The organism is Actinotignum urematis, assembly GCF_051264595.1.
In the GTDB taxonomy this organism is placed as follows: domain Bacteria; phylum Actinomycetota; class Actinomycetes; order Actinomycetales; family Actinomycetaceae; genus Actinotignum; species Actinotignum timonense_A.
On the sequence record NZ_JBOZBG010000005.1, the window covers coordinates 1 to 16,491 of the forward strand.

The following is a 16,491-nucleotide window of genomic DNA, read 5'->3' on the forward strand; positions in this document are numbered from 1 at the left end:
CACGCCGCTGCGGCCACGGGGGCCGCAGCTTCACCGGGCCACGCGCCGGCGTGGCGGTGCTACATGGTATTGACTACGAGCCCGATATGGGTATAGAAGTTCATGGCACCGAAGAGCATGAAGATGACCCCGCTGATGACCAGGCACCAGTAGGCGGCGCTCACCACGCCGCCGCGCACCTGCCCGCTGGCATCCGGGCGCACCGCGGCGAAGAAAAGAATCGCACCCACACCGGCCAGGCCAAAGACCGCGGAGAGAGCAATCGACTCGAGCCAGGGGTAGGCAGCGAAGGACCCGGAAATCGGCTCCTGGGGAGGGGCGGCGAAGAACTGGTAGACCATCCCGGCGCACATAATCGCCAGCAGCGCCAAGCCCATCGCCAGCGCAAAAATGGAGACCGGGCGGGCAATCCGCGCGAACGTGCGGAAAGGCGAGCTGGATGCGAGGATGCGATCCCCGCGCTTCCACAGGATGAAACTCGCCGCGAGCAGGAGCACGCCGAAGCCGAGGCAGGTTTCCCCGAAGATAATATTGTCGAAGGGGAAGCCGCCGGCGGCCAGCGGCCAGGTGAGGCACATGTGCAGGCCGGTCAGCGTCTGGATCAGGCCGGTCACGAAGAAGCCGAGGGTGTAGCCGTCCAGGCTCACGGCCTTATCGGCATCCGCGCCGGCTACGTGCACGGATGCTGCGGCGCCAGCTCCCGTAGTGCCAGCTGCGCCCGCGGCATCGCCAGCTCCCACCGCTCCCGCTGGAACCGCGCTGCGCAAGTGCACCAGCAGCCGGCCAACCAAGATCAGGCCCACCCCGGCCGCGATGGCCATAATGGTGTTGTAGGTGGGCATCGACGCCCAATCAATCATTCCCGGGGCGCTTTCCCCGGTGAAGAAATCTCCCACGTTCACCACTCCTTTCTCAATTTAGGACTAATGTCCCCATGATAGCCGGGTTTGCCCGGCACAGTGGGCCACAACACAGTAAGCTAGGCTTATGACTCACTACCGCGTGCATAACCCCAATACCGGCGAGGTGGAAGAATGCTTCCCCTCCCTGCCCGCCGCCGCGATCCCGGGCGTGATCAGCGCTTCCTGGGATGCCTTCACCAGCTGGCGCGATACCCCGATGGCCACCCGCGCCGCGGTCCTGCACCGCTTCGGGGAGCTCATCACGGAGCGTTCGGCGGAGCTCGCCGATATTATCGGGCGGGAAATGGGCAAACCGGTGCGCGATGGCGTCGCCGAGCTCGCCGTCGTCAGCCAGCACGCCCACTGGTTCGCCGATAACGCGCCGCGCTACCTGGAACCCACCGCGCTGGATGCCGGGGATGGCATCCCCACCTACGTGCTCCACCAGCCGCTGGGCGTGCTGCTGGGCATCATGCCCTGGAACTTCCCCTATTCCCAGATTGCCCGCTTCGCGCTGCCCCAGCTCATGGTCGGCAATACGATTCTCATGAAACAAGCGGAGATCTGCCCGCGTTCCTCGGCTGCGTTCGAGGCGCTGCTGCGCGAAGCCGGCCTGCCTGCCGGGGTGTACCAGAATATCTACCTGGATATTGCGGATACGGAGAAAGTCCTCGCGGACCCGCGCGTCAAAGGAGTATCGCTGACCGGTTCGGAGCGGGCGGGATCCTCGGTTGCGCAGCTGGCCGGGAAGTACACGAAACGTTCCCTCCTGGAGCTGGGCGGCAATGATGCCATGGTGGTGCTGGACGCCGCCGATATCGCCGCGGTAGCCCGCGCGGCGGTGCGCACGCGCGTGTTCAACGCCGGGCAGGTCTGCACCTCGAATAAGCGCATTATCGTGCTGGATAGTGTTTTCGAGGAATTCCTCGCGGCGGCCCGCGCGGAGATCGCGAGCATCGTGGTGGGTCCCTATGATGACCCGGCCACGGATATGGGGCCGCTGTCCTCGATTGCGGCGAGGGACGAGGTGGTGCGGCGGGTGGCGAGCGCCGTCGCCGCTGGAGCGCACCGCCATTACGGAGGTCACAAAATTGACCGGCCGGGCGCCTTTATGACCCCGGCCTTGCTCACCGATATTCCCACGGACCACGATATCGCTCGCAACGAATTATTCGGGCCGGTGGTGGCGCTCTACCGGGCGGCGGATGAGGAAGCAGCCCTCGAGCTGGCCAATAGCACCGCCTACGGTTTGCAGTCCTCGGTGTGGAGCCAGGATCTGGAGAAGGCGCAGCGTTTCGCGGCGCGTTTGGCGGCCGGGATGACCATTATCAATAAGCACCGCGAATCGGCGCCCACCTGGCCTTTTGGTGGAATTAATCGTTCCGGTTACGGCCGCGAGGAGGGCGCCTGGGGTTTGCGTGCCTTCACGAACGAGCATGCGGTGCGCGTCCATCCGGCGCGATAGGTACGACGGCGCAGCTTCGTTGGTACGACGGCGCAGCTTAACTGGCGCGGGGCCGGCCGGGCAGGTAGGTGCCGCATGCCATCGGCCGGTGCCCGGAGTGAGAGAAACGCGAAGCTCGGGGGCGTTTTTTGTGTCGGGGTGGTGTCGTACCCTAGAAGGGCTATGGAGGAATCGTACAAAGCAACAATCGCGCGGCTGCGGGAACGCGTGGCGGCCGCCCAGCAAGCCGGGGCTACCGTGGGGCGGCGCCCGGGTGTGCCCGCACCGGCTCAGGCCGCTGAAAGTGCGCCTACTGGTCAGGGCGGGGCAGCGGCTGCGGGTGCGCCGGCGGCTGCGAGCGTGCCGGAGGTTTCGGGTGCGGCGGCGCGCATTCTCACCGGCCTCAATAGCGCCCAGCGGGAAGCCGTGATTCACAGCGGCGGCCCGCTGCTTGTGGTCGCCGGGGCCGGCTCGGGGAAAACCCGGGTGCTGACCTCGCGTATCGCCTACCTCATCGCCACCGGGCAGGCCCACCCGGCCAATATCCTCGCCATCACCTTCACCAATAAGGCGGCGCGGGAAATGCGCGAACGCCTGGAGGGGATGCTCGGCGGCCTGGCCCGCGGCATGTGGATCTCCACCTTCCACTCCGCCTGCGTGCGGATTTTGCGGGCCGAACACCGCGCGCTCGGGATGCGCTCCACCTTCACCATTTACGATGCCGCGGATTCCCAGCGCCTCATGACCATGGTGTGCCGGGAAGAAAATATTGACATCCGGGCCTACCCGCCCAAAATGCTCAGCCGCCAGGTCTCTAATCTCAAGGATGAACTGGTTACCCCGGCCGCGCAGGCCGCGGCCGCAACCGATAGGGACGGCCAGGTGCTGGCCCAGGCCTACGCCGCGTACCAGGATCGCCTGGAGCGCGCCAATGCGCTGGATTTCGATGATCTTATTATGCGCACGGTGGAGGTGCTCACCTCCCACCCGGAGATCGCCGAACGCTACCGCACCCGCTTCCGCCACATCCTGGTGGACGAATATCAGGACACCAACCACGCCCAATACGTCCTGGTGCGCACCCTGGCCGGGCAGGGCCCGGAACGCTCCGCGCTCACCGTGGTGGGCGATGCCGATCAGTCCATTTACGCCTTCCGCGGCGCCACTATCCGCAATATTGAGGATTTTGAGAAAGACTTCGCGGATGCCACCAGCGTGGTCCTCGAGCAAAACTATCGCTCCACCCAAAATATTCTTTCTGCCGCCAATGCCGTCATCTCCCATAATGAAGGGCGCCGGCCGAAAAAGCTGTGGACGGATTCGGGGAGCGGGGAAAAGATCACCGGCTACGTGGCCGATTCGGAAAGCGACGAAGCCAATTTCGTTGTCACAGAAATTGACCGGCTCCGGGATAATAACGGGGTGCGTTACGGGGATGTGGCGGTGTTTTACCGCACCAATTCCCAGGCTCGGGCCCTGGAAGAAATGTTCGTGCGCTCCGGGATTCCCTACCGGGTCATCGGCGGTACCCGCTTCTATGAGCGCAAAGAAATCAAGGATGCCCTCGCGTACCTGCACGCGGTCGCCAATCCGGATGATACCGTTTCGCTGCGCCGCATCATCAATGAACCCAAACGCGGGGTGGGGGATACCGCGCAGGGCCACCTGGCCACCCACGCCCAACGCTGGAATATTTCCTTCGGTGCCGCGGTGGCCGATGTGGCTACCCCCAATCCGGAGCGCGGCGAAGTTGCGGGGCTGACGGCTCGGGCCCGCAGCGCCGTCGCCGATCTGGCTCGCATCCTCGAAACCGCGCGTCAGGATGCCGCCGCGGGCGGTAAACCCGCGGATATCCTCGATTACCTCATGGATGAATCCGGGTACCTGGCTGTGCTACAGGAATCCAAAGACCCGCAGGATCTCAGCCGGGTGGAAAACCTGGCCGAATTACACGCGGTCGCGGTGGAGTTTTCCGCTCAAAATCCGGATGCCGGGTTGGGGGAGTGGCTGGACCAGATTTCGCTGGTCTCGGATACGGATCGGCTTCCCGAGGGGAGCGAATCCGAAGGGGAAACCACTCTCATGACGGTCCACACCGCCAAAGGTCTGGAGTTCCCGGTTGTTTTCGTCACCGGCCTGGAAGACGGCACCTTCCCGCATATGCGTTCCCTGGATGACCGGCGCGAACTCGCCGAAGAACGCCGCCTCGCCTACGTGGCCTTTACCCGCGCGCGCGAACGCCTCTATATTTCGCGAGCGGCAGCGCGCTCTTCGTGGGGTGCACCCCAGGAGTTCCCGCCCTCGCGTTTCATTGAAGAAATCCCGCCCGAACTTATTGATTGGCGCCGGGAACAATCCTCCCAGGATCTCGTGCGCGGTGGCGGTATTGGTTCCGGTTACGGGTGGGGGCGCCGTGAGCGGCGCGCGCCTTCTTTCTTTGACGACGACGCCGGGCCCATCATCGGCTCAGGTACATTCAAACCCGGGAAACTCGGGGTGCCCGCCACCGCTAACTCGGCCTCTCGCGCTGATTCTGCCGGAAGTTCGCATCAAGCAGCTGGCGGTTCGGGTGGTGCAGCGGGCTCAACTAGCGCGGCGGGTGCACCTAGCGCGGCCGATACCGCAGCGGATACCAAAGGCTTCGCGGTGGGTGACACCGTGGAGCACCGCTCCTTTGGGCGGGGGACCATCCTCGGCTTCGAGGGCCGAGGAAAGTCCACCACCGCGAAAGTCGCTTTCGGCTCGGTCACGAAACGCTTGATGCTGCGTTTCGCTCCGCTGACGAAAGTGGAGAAGTAGCGGCACTCGCGGCAGCGGCCGGCACGCTCAGGGTGCGCCGGTGGCTGCGTGCCGCCGCGCGCCCGCTCAGCTTGTACCAGGCCAGCGCGCTCAGGAACACTACCCCGTCGGTGAAAGCCATCATCGCCGAGGTCGCCAAATCCAGATACAGGGCCAGCACGAAGCCGAGGAGCGCCTCGGCCACCGCAATCAGGAGAGTGAGCACCAGGAGGTGGCGCAGCGAGCGGGCGAAAAGAATCGCCGTGGCCGCCGGCACCACCATGAGGGCAATAACCAGGATCGCGCCCGCGGCATTGAAAGCCGCCACCACGGTCAGGGACACCAACATCATGAGCCCCAGCTCCACCGCCCGCACCGGGAAGCCGATAGTCGCAGCGAAATCACCGTCGAAAGTATCGGTCTTGAGAACCCGGAAAAACACCGCGATGAAAATCGCGTTGAGCGCGCACACCGCGAGCAGCTGCCACATGGTGCGCGGGCCAATATCGTAACCGCCGATAATGATATGTTCCGGGCTCAAAGCCATGAGATTGAGATCCCCGGTGAGCACGGTGTCCTGGCAAATATGGATATGGGAAAGCGTGGTCGAGAGCAGCAAAATACCCAGGGCGAAAAGCACCGGGAAAATCACGCCCTGGCTGGCATCCCCGGTGAGCAACCGGGTGCGATCCAGCTGCTGGGCACCCAGCACCACCACCAAACCCATGAGCGCCGCGCACACCACCATGATCGGGGAATGCGTGGAACCAGACAGAATCGTGCCCACCACAATCCCAGGGAGCACGGCGTGCGACATCGCATCCACCAGCATGGACTGCCCGCGCAACACCAGGAACACCCCCGGAAGCGCGCAGGTCACCGCGGTCACCACCGCGAGCAACATAACTGCCACAATGAAACTCATTGCCCGCTCCTCTCCGAAGCACCCCCGGCTGCCAGAGCATCCGGCGCCGTAGGCGCCGGCGTCGTCGCCGATCCTTGCGCACCCGCAGGAACCGGAACCTCCGCGGAAGCCAGCGCCCGCGTGGCAAGATCACCGCGCAAGCGGCGCTGGCGCAGGGCCACCACCACAATGGAGCGGCGCGGCGCGGCCAACAGCGAGAACGCGAAAATAACAAAGAGGTGGAGCACCACAATCGGGCCGGTGGGAACCTTGCCCAGGCACACGGACAGGTACGCGCCCGCCGCGCCCGCAACCCCACCGAAAATCCCGGCCAGCACCATCATGGAGGACATGCGGTGCGTCCACTGGCGCGCGGCCGCGGCCGGCATAATCGCAAAAGCGACCATGAGGATAAGCCCCACGCCCTTAATTCCAATCACGATAGCGATGGTGACGAGCACCAGCATGAGCGGCGTGAGCACGCGCGGGCTGAAGCCCTGCAATTGCGCCGTCACCGGATCGAAGGTCACCAATTTGATTTCTTTAAAGAAAGCGAGGATAACCGCGACGGTGAGCAGCCCGAATACCGCGATGGTCACCAGGTCCCCGGCGCGTACATTCGCCGCGTTGCCGAACATGTAGCTGTCGATCCCGCCGCGATTGGGCAGGTGGGAATGGGTGAGGAGCCGTAGGCACACCATCCCGCCGCCGTAAAACAACGAGAGGCAGATGGCCATAGCCGCGTCCGCCTTCACTTTCGAATGCGCCACGATGATATTGGTGAGAACGACGGCGCACATCGCCGCCGCGCTCGCCCCCAGCACGAGGACCACCATCGAGCGCCCATCCATGCCCAGCAGGGTGGCCACCGTGAAGGCGGCAACCACACCGAGGATGGAGCTGTGCCCGATAACGTCGGATACCAGGGACTGGCGGCGCAGGTAAAGCAGGCAGCCAGCGATACCGGAAAACACCCCGATGAGGGTGGTTCCGATGAGCATGGTGCGGAAAATATAGGTTCCCCACAATTCCAGCGGGGAAATAAAATCAATCATCGCGCCGCGCCCTCACTTGCGTTCGAGGGCGATGGAAAGGCCGTAGGCTCGCGCGATATTATCCGCGGTGAAAGCCTCCTCCACGTTTCCGCTCGCCACCAATTTGCCGCTAGAGAGCAGCACAACGCTATCGCAGAAATCAGGGACCGTCTGCAAATCGTGATGCACGATCATCACGGTTTTCCCCTCATCAACCAGCTCGCGCAGCAGCGTCATAATCGCCTGCTGGGAGGTGATATCGATACCCGCGAAAGGTTCGTCCATGAGGTAGAGCTCGGCGTGCTGGGCCAGGGCGCGCGCCACGAAGGTGCGCTGCTGCTGGCCGCCGGACAGCTCGTTGATATGGCGGTGGGCAAGATTGGAAATTCCCAGGCGTTCCATGGCCGCTGCGGCGGCTTCGCGCTGGCGTGCGCCCGGGCGGCGCAGCCAGCCCAGCTGGGCGTACGTACCCATGAGCACGACGTCGCCCACCGTGGTCGGGAAATCCCAATCCACGGTGGCGGTTTGCGGCACGTAAGCAATGCGTGAACGCACCCGGGGGAGTGGTTCGCCGAAGAAGCTGACGTCCCCGGCGAGGGCCGGAACGAGGCGCAGGGCCGCCTTCATGACGGTGGATTTCCCCGCGCCGTTCGGGCCGAGAAGCGCCACCACCTGGCCTGGACTGACGCGGAGCGAAACATCGCTCACCGCGATCGTATCCTGGTAGGCGACGCTCAGGTGGTCAATCTGACAGGCCAGCGTGGTAGCGGATCCCATAGATATCACCTATTTCTGCGACAGCGCGCTGACGATGGAATCAACGTTGTAGCTGAAAGCACCCAGGTAGGTATTCGTGGGCGCTTCGGAGCTGAGGGTGTCGGCGAAGAGCTCGTTATCGGAGACCTCAACGTGCCAGCCCTTTTCGCGCACCGCGTCCTGGAGGTGCTTAATGACTTCGGGGTTCTTGAGGTTGTCCTGGAAGATCACCGGAACCTTGCGCTCGGCAATGAGGGTGGCGAGCTCGTTGAGCTCCACCGCGGACATTTCCGATTCGGAGGAAACGAAATCGGTGGCGTGAATTTCAATACCGAAAGAAGCGCCCAGGTAGTTGAAGGCGTCATGCCCGGTGATGAGCACGCGGTTTTCCTTCGGGATCTTATCGAACTTGGCCTTGGCTTCATCGGCGGCCTTGGCGATCTTCTTGTTGTATTCTTCCGCGTTGGCCTTGTAGAGGTCCGCGTTCGCGGCGTCGATCTCACCGAGCTTGGTGGCGGTGGCCGTCACCACGTACTGCCAGTTCTCCGGGGAGTTCCACACGTGCGGGTCGTGGCCTTCGATCTTGCCGTCTTCTTCCCAGGGGAGGAGCTTATCCTCCGGGATGGCTTCCGCGGCCGCGATCTGGCGGTCGCCGAGCTTCTCAAGCTGGCCCATCATCTTGTGTTCCATATCGTGGGAGGTCCACACCACAAGATCGGCCTTTTCAATGGCCTGGGTGTCCTGGGTGGTCAGTTCCTGGGTGTGAGGATCACCGCCGGGCTTGACCAAGGTGGTTACGTTAGCCTCGGGAGCGACGTTGCGAATAACATCTTCGAGGTAACCGGTAGTTGCCACCACCGACAGGCCCGCGGCCTTTGAGGAGTCGGTGGCCGGCGATTCGGATGCGCCCTTATTATCGGTGGCGCAGCCGGTCAGGGATGCGAGTGCCAAAGCCCCGGCCGCGGCAATCGCGGCCAACTTAACAGAATGTTTCATGGTGTCCTTCTTCAATCACGAAAGCATGTAAGGTATGGGTTTCTTTACTCGGGACCTGAATATGTTAACCGATGCACGCATAAAGCACTAGGGCGAATCTGCGAAACGTCGCGAAAAATCCCGGGAATCTCTGGGTGAAAAGTCAATAATAATAATTGCGTGCCTGGTAGTTGCGGCACGCCGGCTCACTTCTGGTAGTACGACGACGCCGCCAGCTGGCTGCCGCCCTTACCTGTCCGCATGATGGACCGGGGCGGGGGCGCCACCCGGGGTGGGCTAAGCTGCACAGCTATGCAGCAGGATCTCAAGGTACAGGGTCAGGCCGGTGCGGCCTGGCGATGGTGGCGCGCCTAAGAAGCGTGCCCCTGCGGCGCAACCACGCCGCCCCAACCACCTGAGAGGAGAATCCCGTGCAACGGGACCTACCGCATTCACCTGAGCACCATGTCCCCGATGCCCTATCCACGCATCGCCGGCACTCCACCACACTCACTGTCTCCATCATGGCGCCTTCCGCAACGCCGGCTACTGCCGCCGCGGCGGCGGCCATGGCTGCCTCCACCCGCGCCCAGCTGCGCTGCCGCTGGTGGAAAGCCGCCCGGGGGCGATGGCGCGGCCCGCTCAGCACCGCAGTCCACCCAAACTTTCCCAACGTACGGAGTTGTCATGATTAAAGAAGCCATTATTAAAGTTGTGTCCAAGCAGGATCTCACCTATGACGAGGCCTATACCGTTATGAATGAGATCATGGGCGGGGAAAGCACCCCCACCCAGACGGCAGCCTTCCTCGCCGCGCTGTCCACCAAGAACGCGCGGGCAGAAACCACCGATGAGATTTCCGGCTGCGCCACCGCGATGCGCGAACACGCCGATTACTTCGAGGTTCCTTTCCCCACCCTGGAAATCGTGGGAACCGGCGGGGATAACGCCCACTCCTTCAATATTTCCACGACCTCGATGTTCGTGCTGGCCGCCGGGGGAGTCAAGGTCTCCAAGCACGGCAACCGCGCCGCCTCCTCGCTGTCCGGTACCGCCGACTGCCTGGAAGCCCTCGGGGTGAATATCAACCAGGATCCGGATACCTGCCGGCGTCTCCTCGATGAGGTGGGCATGTGCTTCATGTTCGCCCAGCTCTACCACAAGTCCATGAAGAACGTGGGGGCGATCCGCAAGGAGCTTGGCTTCCGCACTGTCTTCAATATCCTCGGGCCGCTGACCAACCCGATCCACCCCGAATACCAGGTCCTCGGCGTTTACGATGAATACCTCGTCGAGCCCCTCGCCCGCGTCCTCAATGACCTGGGCGTCCACCACGGCCTGGTGGTCTACGGCCAGGATAAGCTCGATGAGATTTCCCTCTCCGCACCCACCACGGTCTGCGAAGTACGTAACGGCGAATACCGCACCTTCGAAATGTCCCCGGATGTGTTCGGTTTCAACCGGGCCACCCCGGCCGATATGCTCGGCGGCACCCCGGAAGAAAACGCCCAGATCACTCGCGATATCCTTTCCGGGAAGATCACCGGCCCCAAGCGTGACGTGGTCCAGCTCAATGCCGGTGCCGGGCTCTATATCGCCGGCAAGGCCCGCTCCATTGCCGCGGGTGTGGATATGGCCGGCGACCTCATCGAGGATGGCAGCGCCTACCGCAAGATTGACGAATTCGTGGAGGCTTCGCGTGCCTAATATCCTCGAGCAGATCGCCGCCGCCACCCGGGAACGGGTGGCCCGCGATAAAGAACAGATCCCCGCGGCCCGCATGCGCGAACTCGCCGAAGCGCTTGCCGCCGCGCCTGCGCCTGCCGAAGCACTCGCGCCCGCCGCCGGGAGCCAACCCGGGAGCGATCCGGCCAGCTTCCCCTTCGAGGCCGCCCTGCGCGGCCCCGGGCTCGGCTTCATCTGCGAAGTGAAAAAAGCTTCGCCCTCGAAGGGCATCATCGCCGAAGATTTCCCCTACCTCGATATTGCCCGCTCCTACGAAGCGGCCGGGGCGGAAGCTATGTCTGTGCTGACCGAACCGCAGTGGTTCCTCGGTTCGGATAGCTACCTGGAGGAAATCACCCGCACGGTTACCACCCCCTGCCTGCGCAAAGATTTCGTGGTGGATTCCTACCAGATCTACCAGGCGAAAACGCTGGGGGCCAGCGCGGTGCTGCTCATCTGCTCGCTCCTGGATACCGCAACCCTGCGCGAGTACCTCCAGCTGGCGCATTCCCTTGGGCTATCCGCCCTGGTGGAAACCCACGACGCTGCGGAAATTGACTCCGCCCAGGCGGCCGGCGCCCACATCATCGGAATCAACAACCGCAATCTCAAAGATTTTTCGGTTGATCTGACCACCGCGGGCCAGTTGCGGGCCCGTATCGAGAGCACTGCCCTCGTCGTCGCCGAATCTGGGGTGCGCGGGGCCGCGGACGTGGAAGCGCTCGCGGCCGGCGGTGCCGACGCGGTGCTCGTGGGCGAAGCCCTCATGCGCAGCGCCGATAAAGTAGGAGTACTGGCCCAGTGGCGCCAGGCCGCGGCGCGCGTCGTCGCCCCCGCACAGGAGAAAGAATAACCATGACCGAAGGACACACGATGGAAAGCTCCACCTCGGGAACCTCCACGCCGGAAACCGGCGCGCCCGAGCGCCCGGGCAGGTTCGGCATCCACGGCGGGCAGTTCATCCCGGAAACTCTCATGCCGGCCATCGAAGAGCTGGACGCCGCCTACCGGCACTACCGCGACGACCCAGAATTTAATGCCGAACTCACCGATCTTTTCAATAATTACGCGGGCCGGCCCTCCCTCCTCTACTACGCGGAGCGGATGACGCGCGATCTGGGCGGCGCGAAAATCTACCTCAAACGCGAGGACCTCAACCACACCGGCGCCCACAAAATCAATAACGTGCTCGGCCAGGCGCTGCTCGCCAAGAAAATGGGCAAAACCCGCCTCATCGCGGAAACCGGGGCCGGCCAGCACGGGGTCGCCACCGCCACCGCTGCCGCGCTGTTCAATATGGAATGCGTGGTGTTCATGGGGGAGGAAGATACCCGCCGCCAGGCCCTCAACGTGTACCGGATGCGGCTACTGGGCGCGGATGTGGTCGCGGTGAAATCCGGGACCGGCACCCTCAAGGACGCCGCCAGCGAAGCCTTCCGCGAATGGACCGGGCGGGTCAGCGATACCCACTACTGCCTCGGCTCGGTTATGGGCCCGCATCCCTTCCCCACGATCGTGCGTGATTTCCAAGCGGTTATTTCCCGCGAGGCCCGCGCCCAGATCCTGGAAGCCGAAGGGCGCCTGCCCGATGCGGTGATCGCCTGCGTGGGCGGCGGCTCGAACGCGGCCGGTTCTTTCTATAACTTCGTAGGTGACGCGGGCGTGCGCCTCATCGGCGCGGAAGCGGCCGGGCGGGGCGTGGATACCCCGGATACCGCCGCGACCATCGCCACCGGCACCGAAGGCATTTTCCACGGTATGAAATCCTATTTCTGCCAGGATGAATTCGGGCAGATCGCCCCGGTGTACTCCATCTCGGCCGGCCTGGACTACCCGGGGATTGGCCCCGAACACGCCTACTGGCACGATATCGGGCGCGCGGAATACGTACCGGTCACCGACGCGGAGGCCGTGGAGGCTTTCGAATACCTTTCGCGCACCGAGGGGATTATTCCCGCGATTGAATCGGCGCACGCCCTCGCGCACGCCATGAAGATCGCCCCGGAGATGCCGGGCAAGATTATTATCGTCACCCTCTCGGGCCGCGGGGATAAGGACGTTGCGGCCATCGCGCGCTACCGGGGAGAAGATATCCATGACTAAACAGGTACCCATCGCCCGGGCTTTTTCCCGCGGCAAAGCTTTTATTCCCTTCTTCACCTGCGGGGATCCAGATTTAGGTACGACGGCGCACATCATCCGCGCGGCCGGCCGGGCCGGTGCAGATCTCATTGAATTCGGCGTGCCTTTCTCTGATCCGACCGCCGAGGGCCCGGTCATCCAGGCATCCTCGGAGCGGGCGCTGCGCGGGGGAGCCACCACGGACAAGATTTTCGAGATGATCGGCCAGGTGCGCCCGGATCTGGAATGCCCCTTCGTCATCATGACCTACGCCAATGTGGTCTTCTCCTACGGACCGGAGCGCTTCGCGCGCCGCTGCGCGGAAGTTGGGGTCTCCGGCGTGATCCTCCCCGATGTGCCTTTCGAAGAAAAGGGCGAATTCGAGGGGGCTTTGGCTGCGCATAACGTTGATCTCATTTCGCTGATCGCGCCTACCTCCGAGGATCGGATCGAGGCGATTGCGCGGGCCGCGCGCGGCTTCCTTTACGTGGTCTCCTCCATGGGGGTGACGGGCATGCGCTCGAATATCACCACCGATGTGGGGGCCATCGTGGAGAAAATCCGCTCGGTCACGGATACTCCCTGCGCGATTGGCTTCGGGATTTCTTCCCCGGAGCAGGCCGCCCGCATGGGGGCGCTCTCCGACGGGGTGATCGTGGGATCGGCCCTGGTTTCTCGGATTCACGAACTTGCTGCGGCTGGAAAGGGCGCGGAGGAAATCGCCGCGGATATCGCCGGCCGGGTGAGCGAACTCAAGGGCGCGCTCGGCTAAGCGCCGCGAAGGTGCCGGTGCGCGTAGCGGAGCGCAGGCTCCGCGCGCAGCGGCCGCGCGAAGATGGTGCGGTGAGCAACACGCCGGGCCCTCTTCCGCGGCCCGGCACCCATCGCGCGCCACCATGGAAGGGATGTTAACGTATTCGCGCCGCGTGGCGCTCGCCCTGGCCGTTATCCAGCCCGTGGTCCTCACCTGGATCACGGTGGTGCTCATCTGCCTGCTCGGATACACCCTCACCGCGGCCTCCCCGCTGCTCGGGGACGTAACCTGGCAGGGCGCGGCACGCCTGGGCGGCTCCCTGTGGCTGCTCGCCCTCGGCACGCCGCTCGTAACCGCGGGTGGGCATATCGGCCTCATGCCGCTGCTCCTGACCGCTCTCATCGCCTGGCTCACGGTGCGTTTCCTGCGCGCCATCGTGGTGGAAGACTGGTGGGACGTAGCCATCGCCACGCTGAGCGGAGCGGGCAGCGCCGGTGTGATCTGCCTGCTTTCCCTCCCGCAATCATCCCTGCTCCACGCCCTCGTGGGCGGGGCGGTGCTCGGCTTCGCCGCCAGCCAATGCGCCTGGCTGGAACGCCCGGCCTGGCCCGGGGTGGCCATCCTCGAACGCGGCTGGCGCCTCATCGCACCGCTGGCCGCCACCCTGGCCGCCCTGAGCCTCCTCCTGGTTCTTGCCGCGGCGGTGCTCGGCTTCGGGCGCGCCCAGGCCCTGCACGCCGCCTATCTCACCGACCTCACCGGCACGATTCTCTTCACCCTCACCCAGCTGCTCTTCGCCCCCGCGCTCGCGGTATGGGCGCTGGCTTACGTAACCGGCGCCGGTTTCACGGTGGGCAGCGGCGCGGTCTTTTCGGCCCTGGGTGGCAGTTTCGCCCCCATCCCCGGCCTTCCCGTTTTCGGCCTGCTGCCCGACCCGGCCCTGCGCCCCGCCTGGCTCCTCATCATCCCCATCCTCACGGGCCTGGCCTGGGGCGTGATCCGCTCGCTGCGCCCGCGCGACTGGGTGAGCGCCGCAGTGGGCGCCCTGGAACTCCTGGTGCTCGTGGCCCTCGCCGGGCAATTCGCCACCGGCGGGATCGGCCCGGGCCGCATGCTCGAGGTCGGCACTCGCGCCCCGCTCCTCACCGGCTGCGTGGCGCTCACGGTGCTGCTGCCTTTCGCGCTCGGTTACGGCGCGCGCGACTTCTGGACGTGGGTGCGCGCCTTGTGGGAACGTTACCGGGTACGGCGCGCCCTGCGCCCCGCCCCACAGCAGCACGACGCCGCCGCCCACTCCGCAGCGCCCACTTTCGCCACCACCGTGACGCCTGGCGATGCAGCGATGGAGCAGGCCGCACCGGAGCATTCCGAAGCGCCGGGCGGAGAGAGCGCCCTCACCGCGGACGCCAGCGCCACCGCGCCCACGGCCGCCACCGCGCCGGCTGCGCCGACGGCACCGGCCGCCACGGCGCCAGCCGCGCCGTCCACCACCCTGCATTCGGTTCCTACCGCCGCGATCGCTCCGGAACCAGCATCTTCTCAGCCCGCCGCCGCTGACTGGGAAGAGCGTGGGAAAAGTGAGGAAAAATAACAGGAGAGCTGGGCATAGAGTGAAATAACGGCGCGCGAAGGCGCCCGGGCGGCCTAAAATTTTGCCTATGCTTCAACCCAATACGCACGGGGCGCTCCTGGCTGCCGGCCTCTGCTCGCTGGCTTTCCTGGCGCTGGGGGTGCGCACCATCCCGCGTACCCGTCGCCTGGCTACCGCGATTCCGGTGCTTGCCATGGTGGTGGCAGCCGTATGCGGCGTCGTCGCTATTGGGGTGGGGATGAACCTCAACTTGCAGTACGCAAGCACGTGGAGCGATGTCAAAACCATTTTCACGAAAAGCGGCGGCAAGGCTTCCATGACCGCGGTGACGAGCGAGCTACCCAAATACGCCGGGCAGTCCGGTGAGATTCCCATGCCGGAAGGCAAAGAGTGGAAAGCTGATTTCACCCCGGCCGGGCACGGGGTGGTGGGCACCGTTTTCCGCGGCCCCGAATCCGGCCTTGAGCTGCCCGTTTGGGTCTACCTGCCCCCGGATTATTCGCCGGAGCGCACCTACCGCGTGATCGTCATGATCCAGGGCTTCCCCTCGCAGACGGAGAAAATCCCGGGCGTGCTGGATTTGGAACATACGATGCCGGAGAGCGCGCCGGATACGATCATGGTGGTTCCCTCCCTCAATGTGGATAACCAACAGCCCGATTGCGTGGATCTATCCGGGCGGCCCGCGGTGGGTACCTGGGTGAATCGCGATATCGTGCAGATGGTGCGCAAGAATTTCTCGGTTTCCGCGGATCGGCGCGACTGGGCTATTGCCGGGGCCTCCTACGGGGGCTGGTGCGCGCCGGTGCTCGGCCTGTACAACCCGCAGACCTTCGCCTCGGTGATTTCCTTTTCCGGGTACAACGTGCCGGTTATCGGCCTGACCCAGGCCCCCGGCCTGCGCGAACAATTCACCGTCACCAACCTCATGAAAAAAGCGAGCTGGCCGCAGTCCATGTACTTCACCGGCACCCGCACCGATAACGACCCGGTGGAACTCGCGCGCGGCCTGGAGGAAGTCAAGAACCCGCGCCTGAAAACCACCGTGCACCTGGACCCGAACGGCGGGCACTCCTGGGACACCTGGAAAAAACAGCTGCCCGGGGCGCTGGACTGGTGGAATGGTGATCGGGCGGGCGGAGCGAAAAGCGTGGTGGCCACCCGCGGCTGGATGACCCAAAAAACAACCGTTGCCGGCGCCTACCTGGTCTTCGCGCTCTTGGCCGCGGGGAGCATTGTGCGCGGGCGGGCCCTGGTGCGCCGCCCCCGCTACGTGCCCCGGCACGCACTGCACACCCGCCGCCACGCCCTGCCGCGCGGCACAGGCCGCTACCGGATCCGGCGCTGGGCCTGGGTGAGCCTCACAGTGGCCTGGGGGATCGTGGCCCTGCTCCTCACCGTCAATCTCAAAACGCATACGGTCGAAGACATCCGCTTCATCGGCGCCTTCTTCCACCTCTTCACCATGTAGCGGCGGGTAGGCGCCCTCGCAGGCTGAGCGTTCCGC

13 protein-coding genes are annotated in these 16,491 nt (G+C 64.6%); 8 read left to right on the forward strand and 5 right to left on the reverse strand.

Going from position 1 to position 16,491, the window contains the following annotated elements; translation table 11 throughout:
* Nucleotides 1–59: 59 nt before the first annotated feature.
* Nucleotides 60–902, reverse strand: a complete 843-nt coding sequence (locus tag ACRQDJ_RS03845; protein ID WP_435717796.1) for a DUF981 family protein — start codon at nt 900–902, stop codon at nt 60–62.
* Between the two features lie 85 nt (nt 903–987).
* On the opposite strand from ACRQDJ_RS03845, the gene ACRQDJ_RS03850 reads away from it, so the two are divergent.
* Both ACRQDJ_RS03850 and ACRQDJ_RS03855 read left to right on the forward strand, forming a co-directional pair.
* A complete protein-coding gene (locus ACRQDJ_RS03850) occupies nt 988–2,367 on the forward strand; it encodes an aldehyde dehydrogenase family protein (RefSeq protein WP_435710922.1) in 1,380 nt (459 codons plus the stop codon).
* Nucleotides 2,368–2,529: 162 nt separating this feature from the next.
* Nucleotides 2,530–5,145, forward strand: coding sequence for a UvrD-helicase domain-containing protein (locus tag ACRQDJ_RS03855; protein ID WP_435710920.1), 2,616 nt, complete (start codon nt 2,530–2,532; stop codon nt 5,143–5,145).
* Here the strand turns inward: ACRQDJ_RS03855 and ACRQDJ_RS03860 are convergent.
* Genes ACRQDJ_RS03860 through ACRQDJ_RS03875 form a run of 4 tightly spaced genes read right to left on the reverse strand, consistent with a single transcriptional unit; the run spans nt 5,093 to nt 8,814 of the window.
* Nucleotides 5,093–6,049, reverse strand: a complete 957-nt coding sequence (locus ACRQDJ_RS03860) for a metal ABC transporter permease (protein WP_435710919.1) — start codon at nt 6,047–6,049, stop codon at nt 5,093–5,095. The genes ACRQDJ_RS03855 and ACRQDJ_RS03860 overlap by 53 nt on opposite strands.
* A complete protein-coding gene (locus tag ACRQDJ_RS03865) occupies nt 6,046–7,083 on the reverse strand; it encodes a metal ABC transporter permease (protein ID WP_435710918.1) in 1,038 nt (345 codons plus the stop codon). Before ACRQDJ_RS03865 ends, ACRQDJ_RS03860 begins: the two co-directional genes overlap by 4 nt.
* A 12-nt stretch (nt 7,084–7,095) precedes the next feature.
* The gene (locus tag ACRQDJ_RS03870; protein WP_435710916.1) at nt 7,096–7,839 is read right to left on the reverse strand and encodes a metal ABC transporter ATP-binding protein; all 744 of its coding nucleotides are present in this window, start codon (nt 7,837–7,839) and stop codon (nt 7,096–7,098) included.
* A 9-nt stretch (nt 7,840–7,848) separates the two neighbouring features.
* Complete coding sequence (locus ACRQDJ_RS03875) at nt 7,849–8,814, reverse strand: metal ABC transporter substrate-binding protein (protein WP_435710914.1); 966 nt, start codon at nt 8,812–8,814, stop codon at nt 7,849–7,851.
* Nucleotides 8,815–9,480: 666 nt separating this feature from the next.
* Between ACRQDJ_RS03875 and trpD the strand changes: the two genes are divergently transcribed.
* The 6 genes from trpD (at nt 9,481) to ACRQDJ_RS03905 (ending at nt 16,455) form a co-directional block, all read left to right on the forward strand.
* The gene (trpD, locus tag ACRQDJ_RS03880) at nt 9,481–10,500 is read left to right on the forward strand and encodes an anthranilate phosphoribosyltransferase (protein WP_435710912.1); all 1,020 of its coding nucleotides are present in this window, start codon (nt 9,481–9,483) and stop codon (nt 10,498–10,500) included.
* Complete coding sequence (gene trpC, locus ACRQDJ_RS03885) at nt 10,493–11,371, forward strand: indole-3-glycerol phosphate synthase TrpC (protein WP_435710911.1); 879 nt, start codon at nt 10,493–10,495, stop codon at nt 11,369–11,371. The genes trpD and trpC overlap by 8 nt, the downstream gene beginning before the upstream one ends.
* A 2-nt stretch (nt 11,372–11,373) precedes the next feature.
* Nucleotides 11,374–12,621 carry a tryptophan synthase subunit beta gene (gene trpB / locus ACRQDJ_RS03890; RefSeq protein ID WP_435710910.1) on the forward strand — a complete coding sequence of 416 codons (1,248 nt, stop codon included), beginning with the start codon at nt 11,374–11,376 and terminating at the stop codon, nt 12,619–12,621.
* Nucleotides 12,614–13,411 carry a tryptophan synthase subunit alpha gene (gene trpA / locus ACRQDJ_RS03895; RefSeq protein ID WP_435710908.1) on the forward strand — a complete coding sequence of 266 codons (798 nt, stop codon included), beginning with the start codon at nt 12,614–12,616 and terminating at the stop codon, nt 13,409–13,411. The genes trpB and trpA overlap by 8 nt, the downstream gene beginning before the upstream one ends.
* A gap of 133 nt (nt 13,412–13,544) precedes the next feature.
* Entirely contained in the window at nt 13,545–14,984 is a 1,440-nt protein-coding gene (locus ACRQDJ_RS03900) for a cell division protein PerM (protein WP_435710906.1), read from the forward strand.
* A gap of 67 nt (nt 14,985–15,051) precedes the next feature.
* Complete coding sequence (locus tag ACRQDJ_RS03905) at nt 15,052–16,455, forward strand: alpha/beta hydrolase (protein WP_435717797.1); 1,404 nt, start codon at nt 15,052–15,054, stop codon at nt 16,453–16,455.
* Nucleotides 16,456–16,491 lie beyond the last annotated feature (36 nt).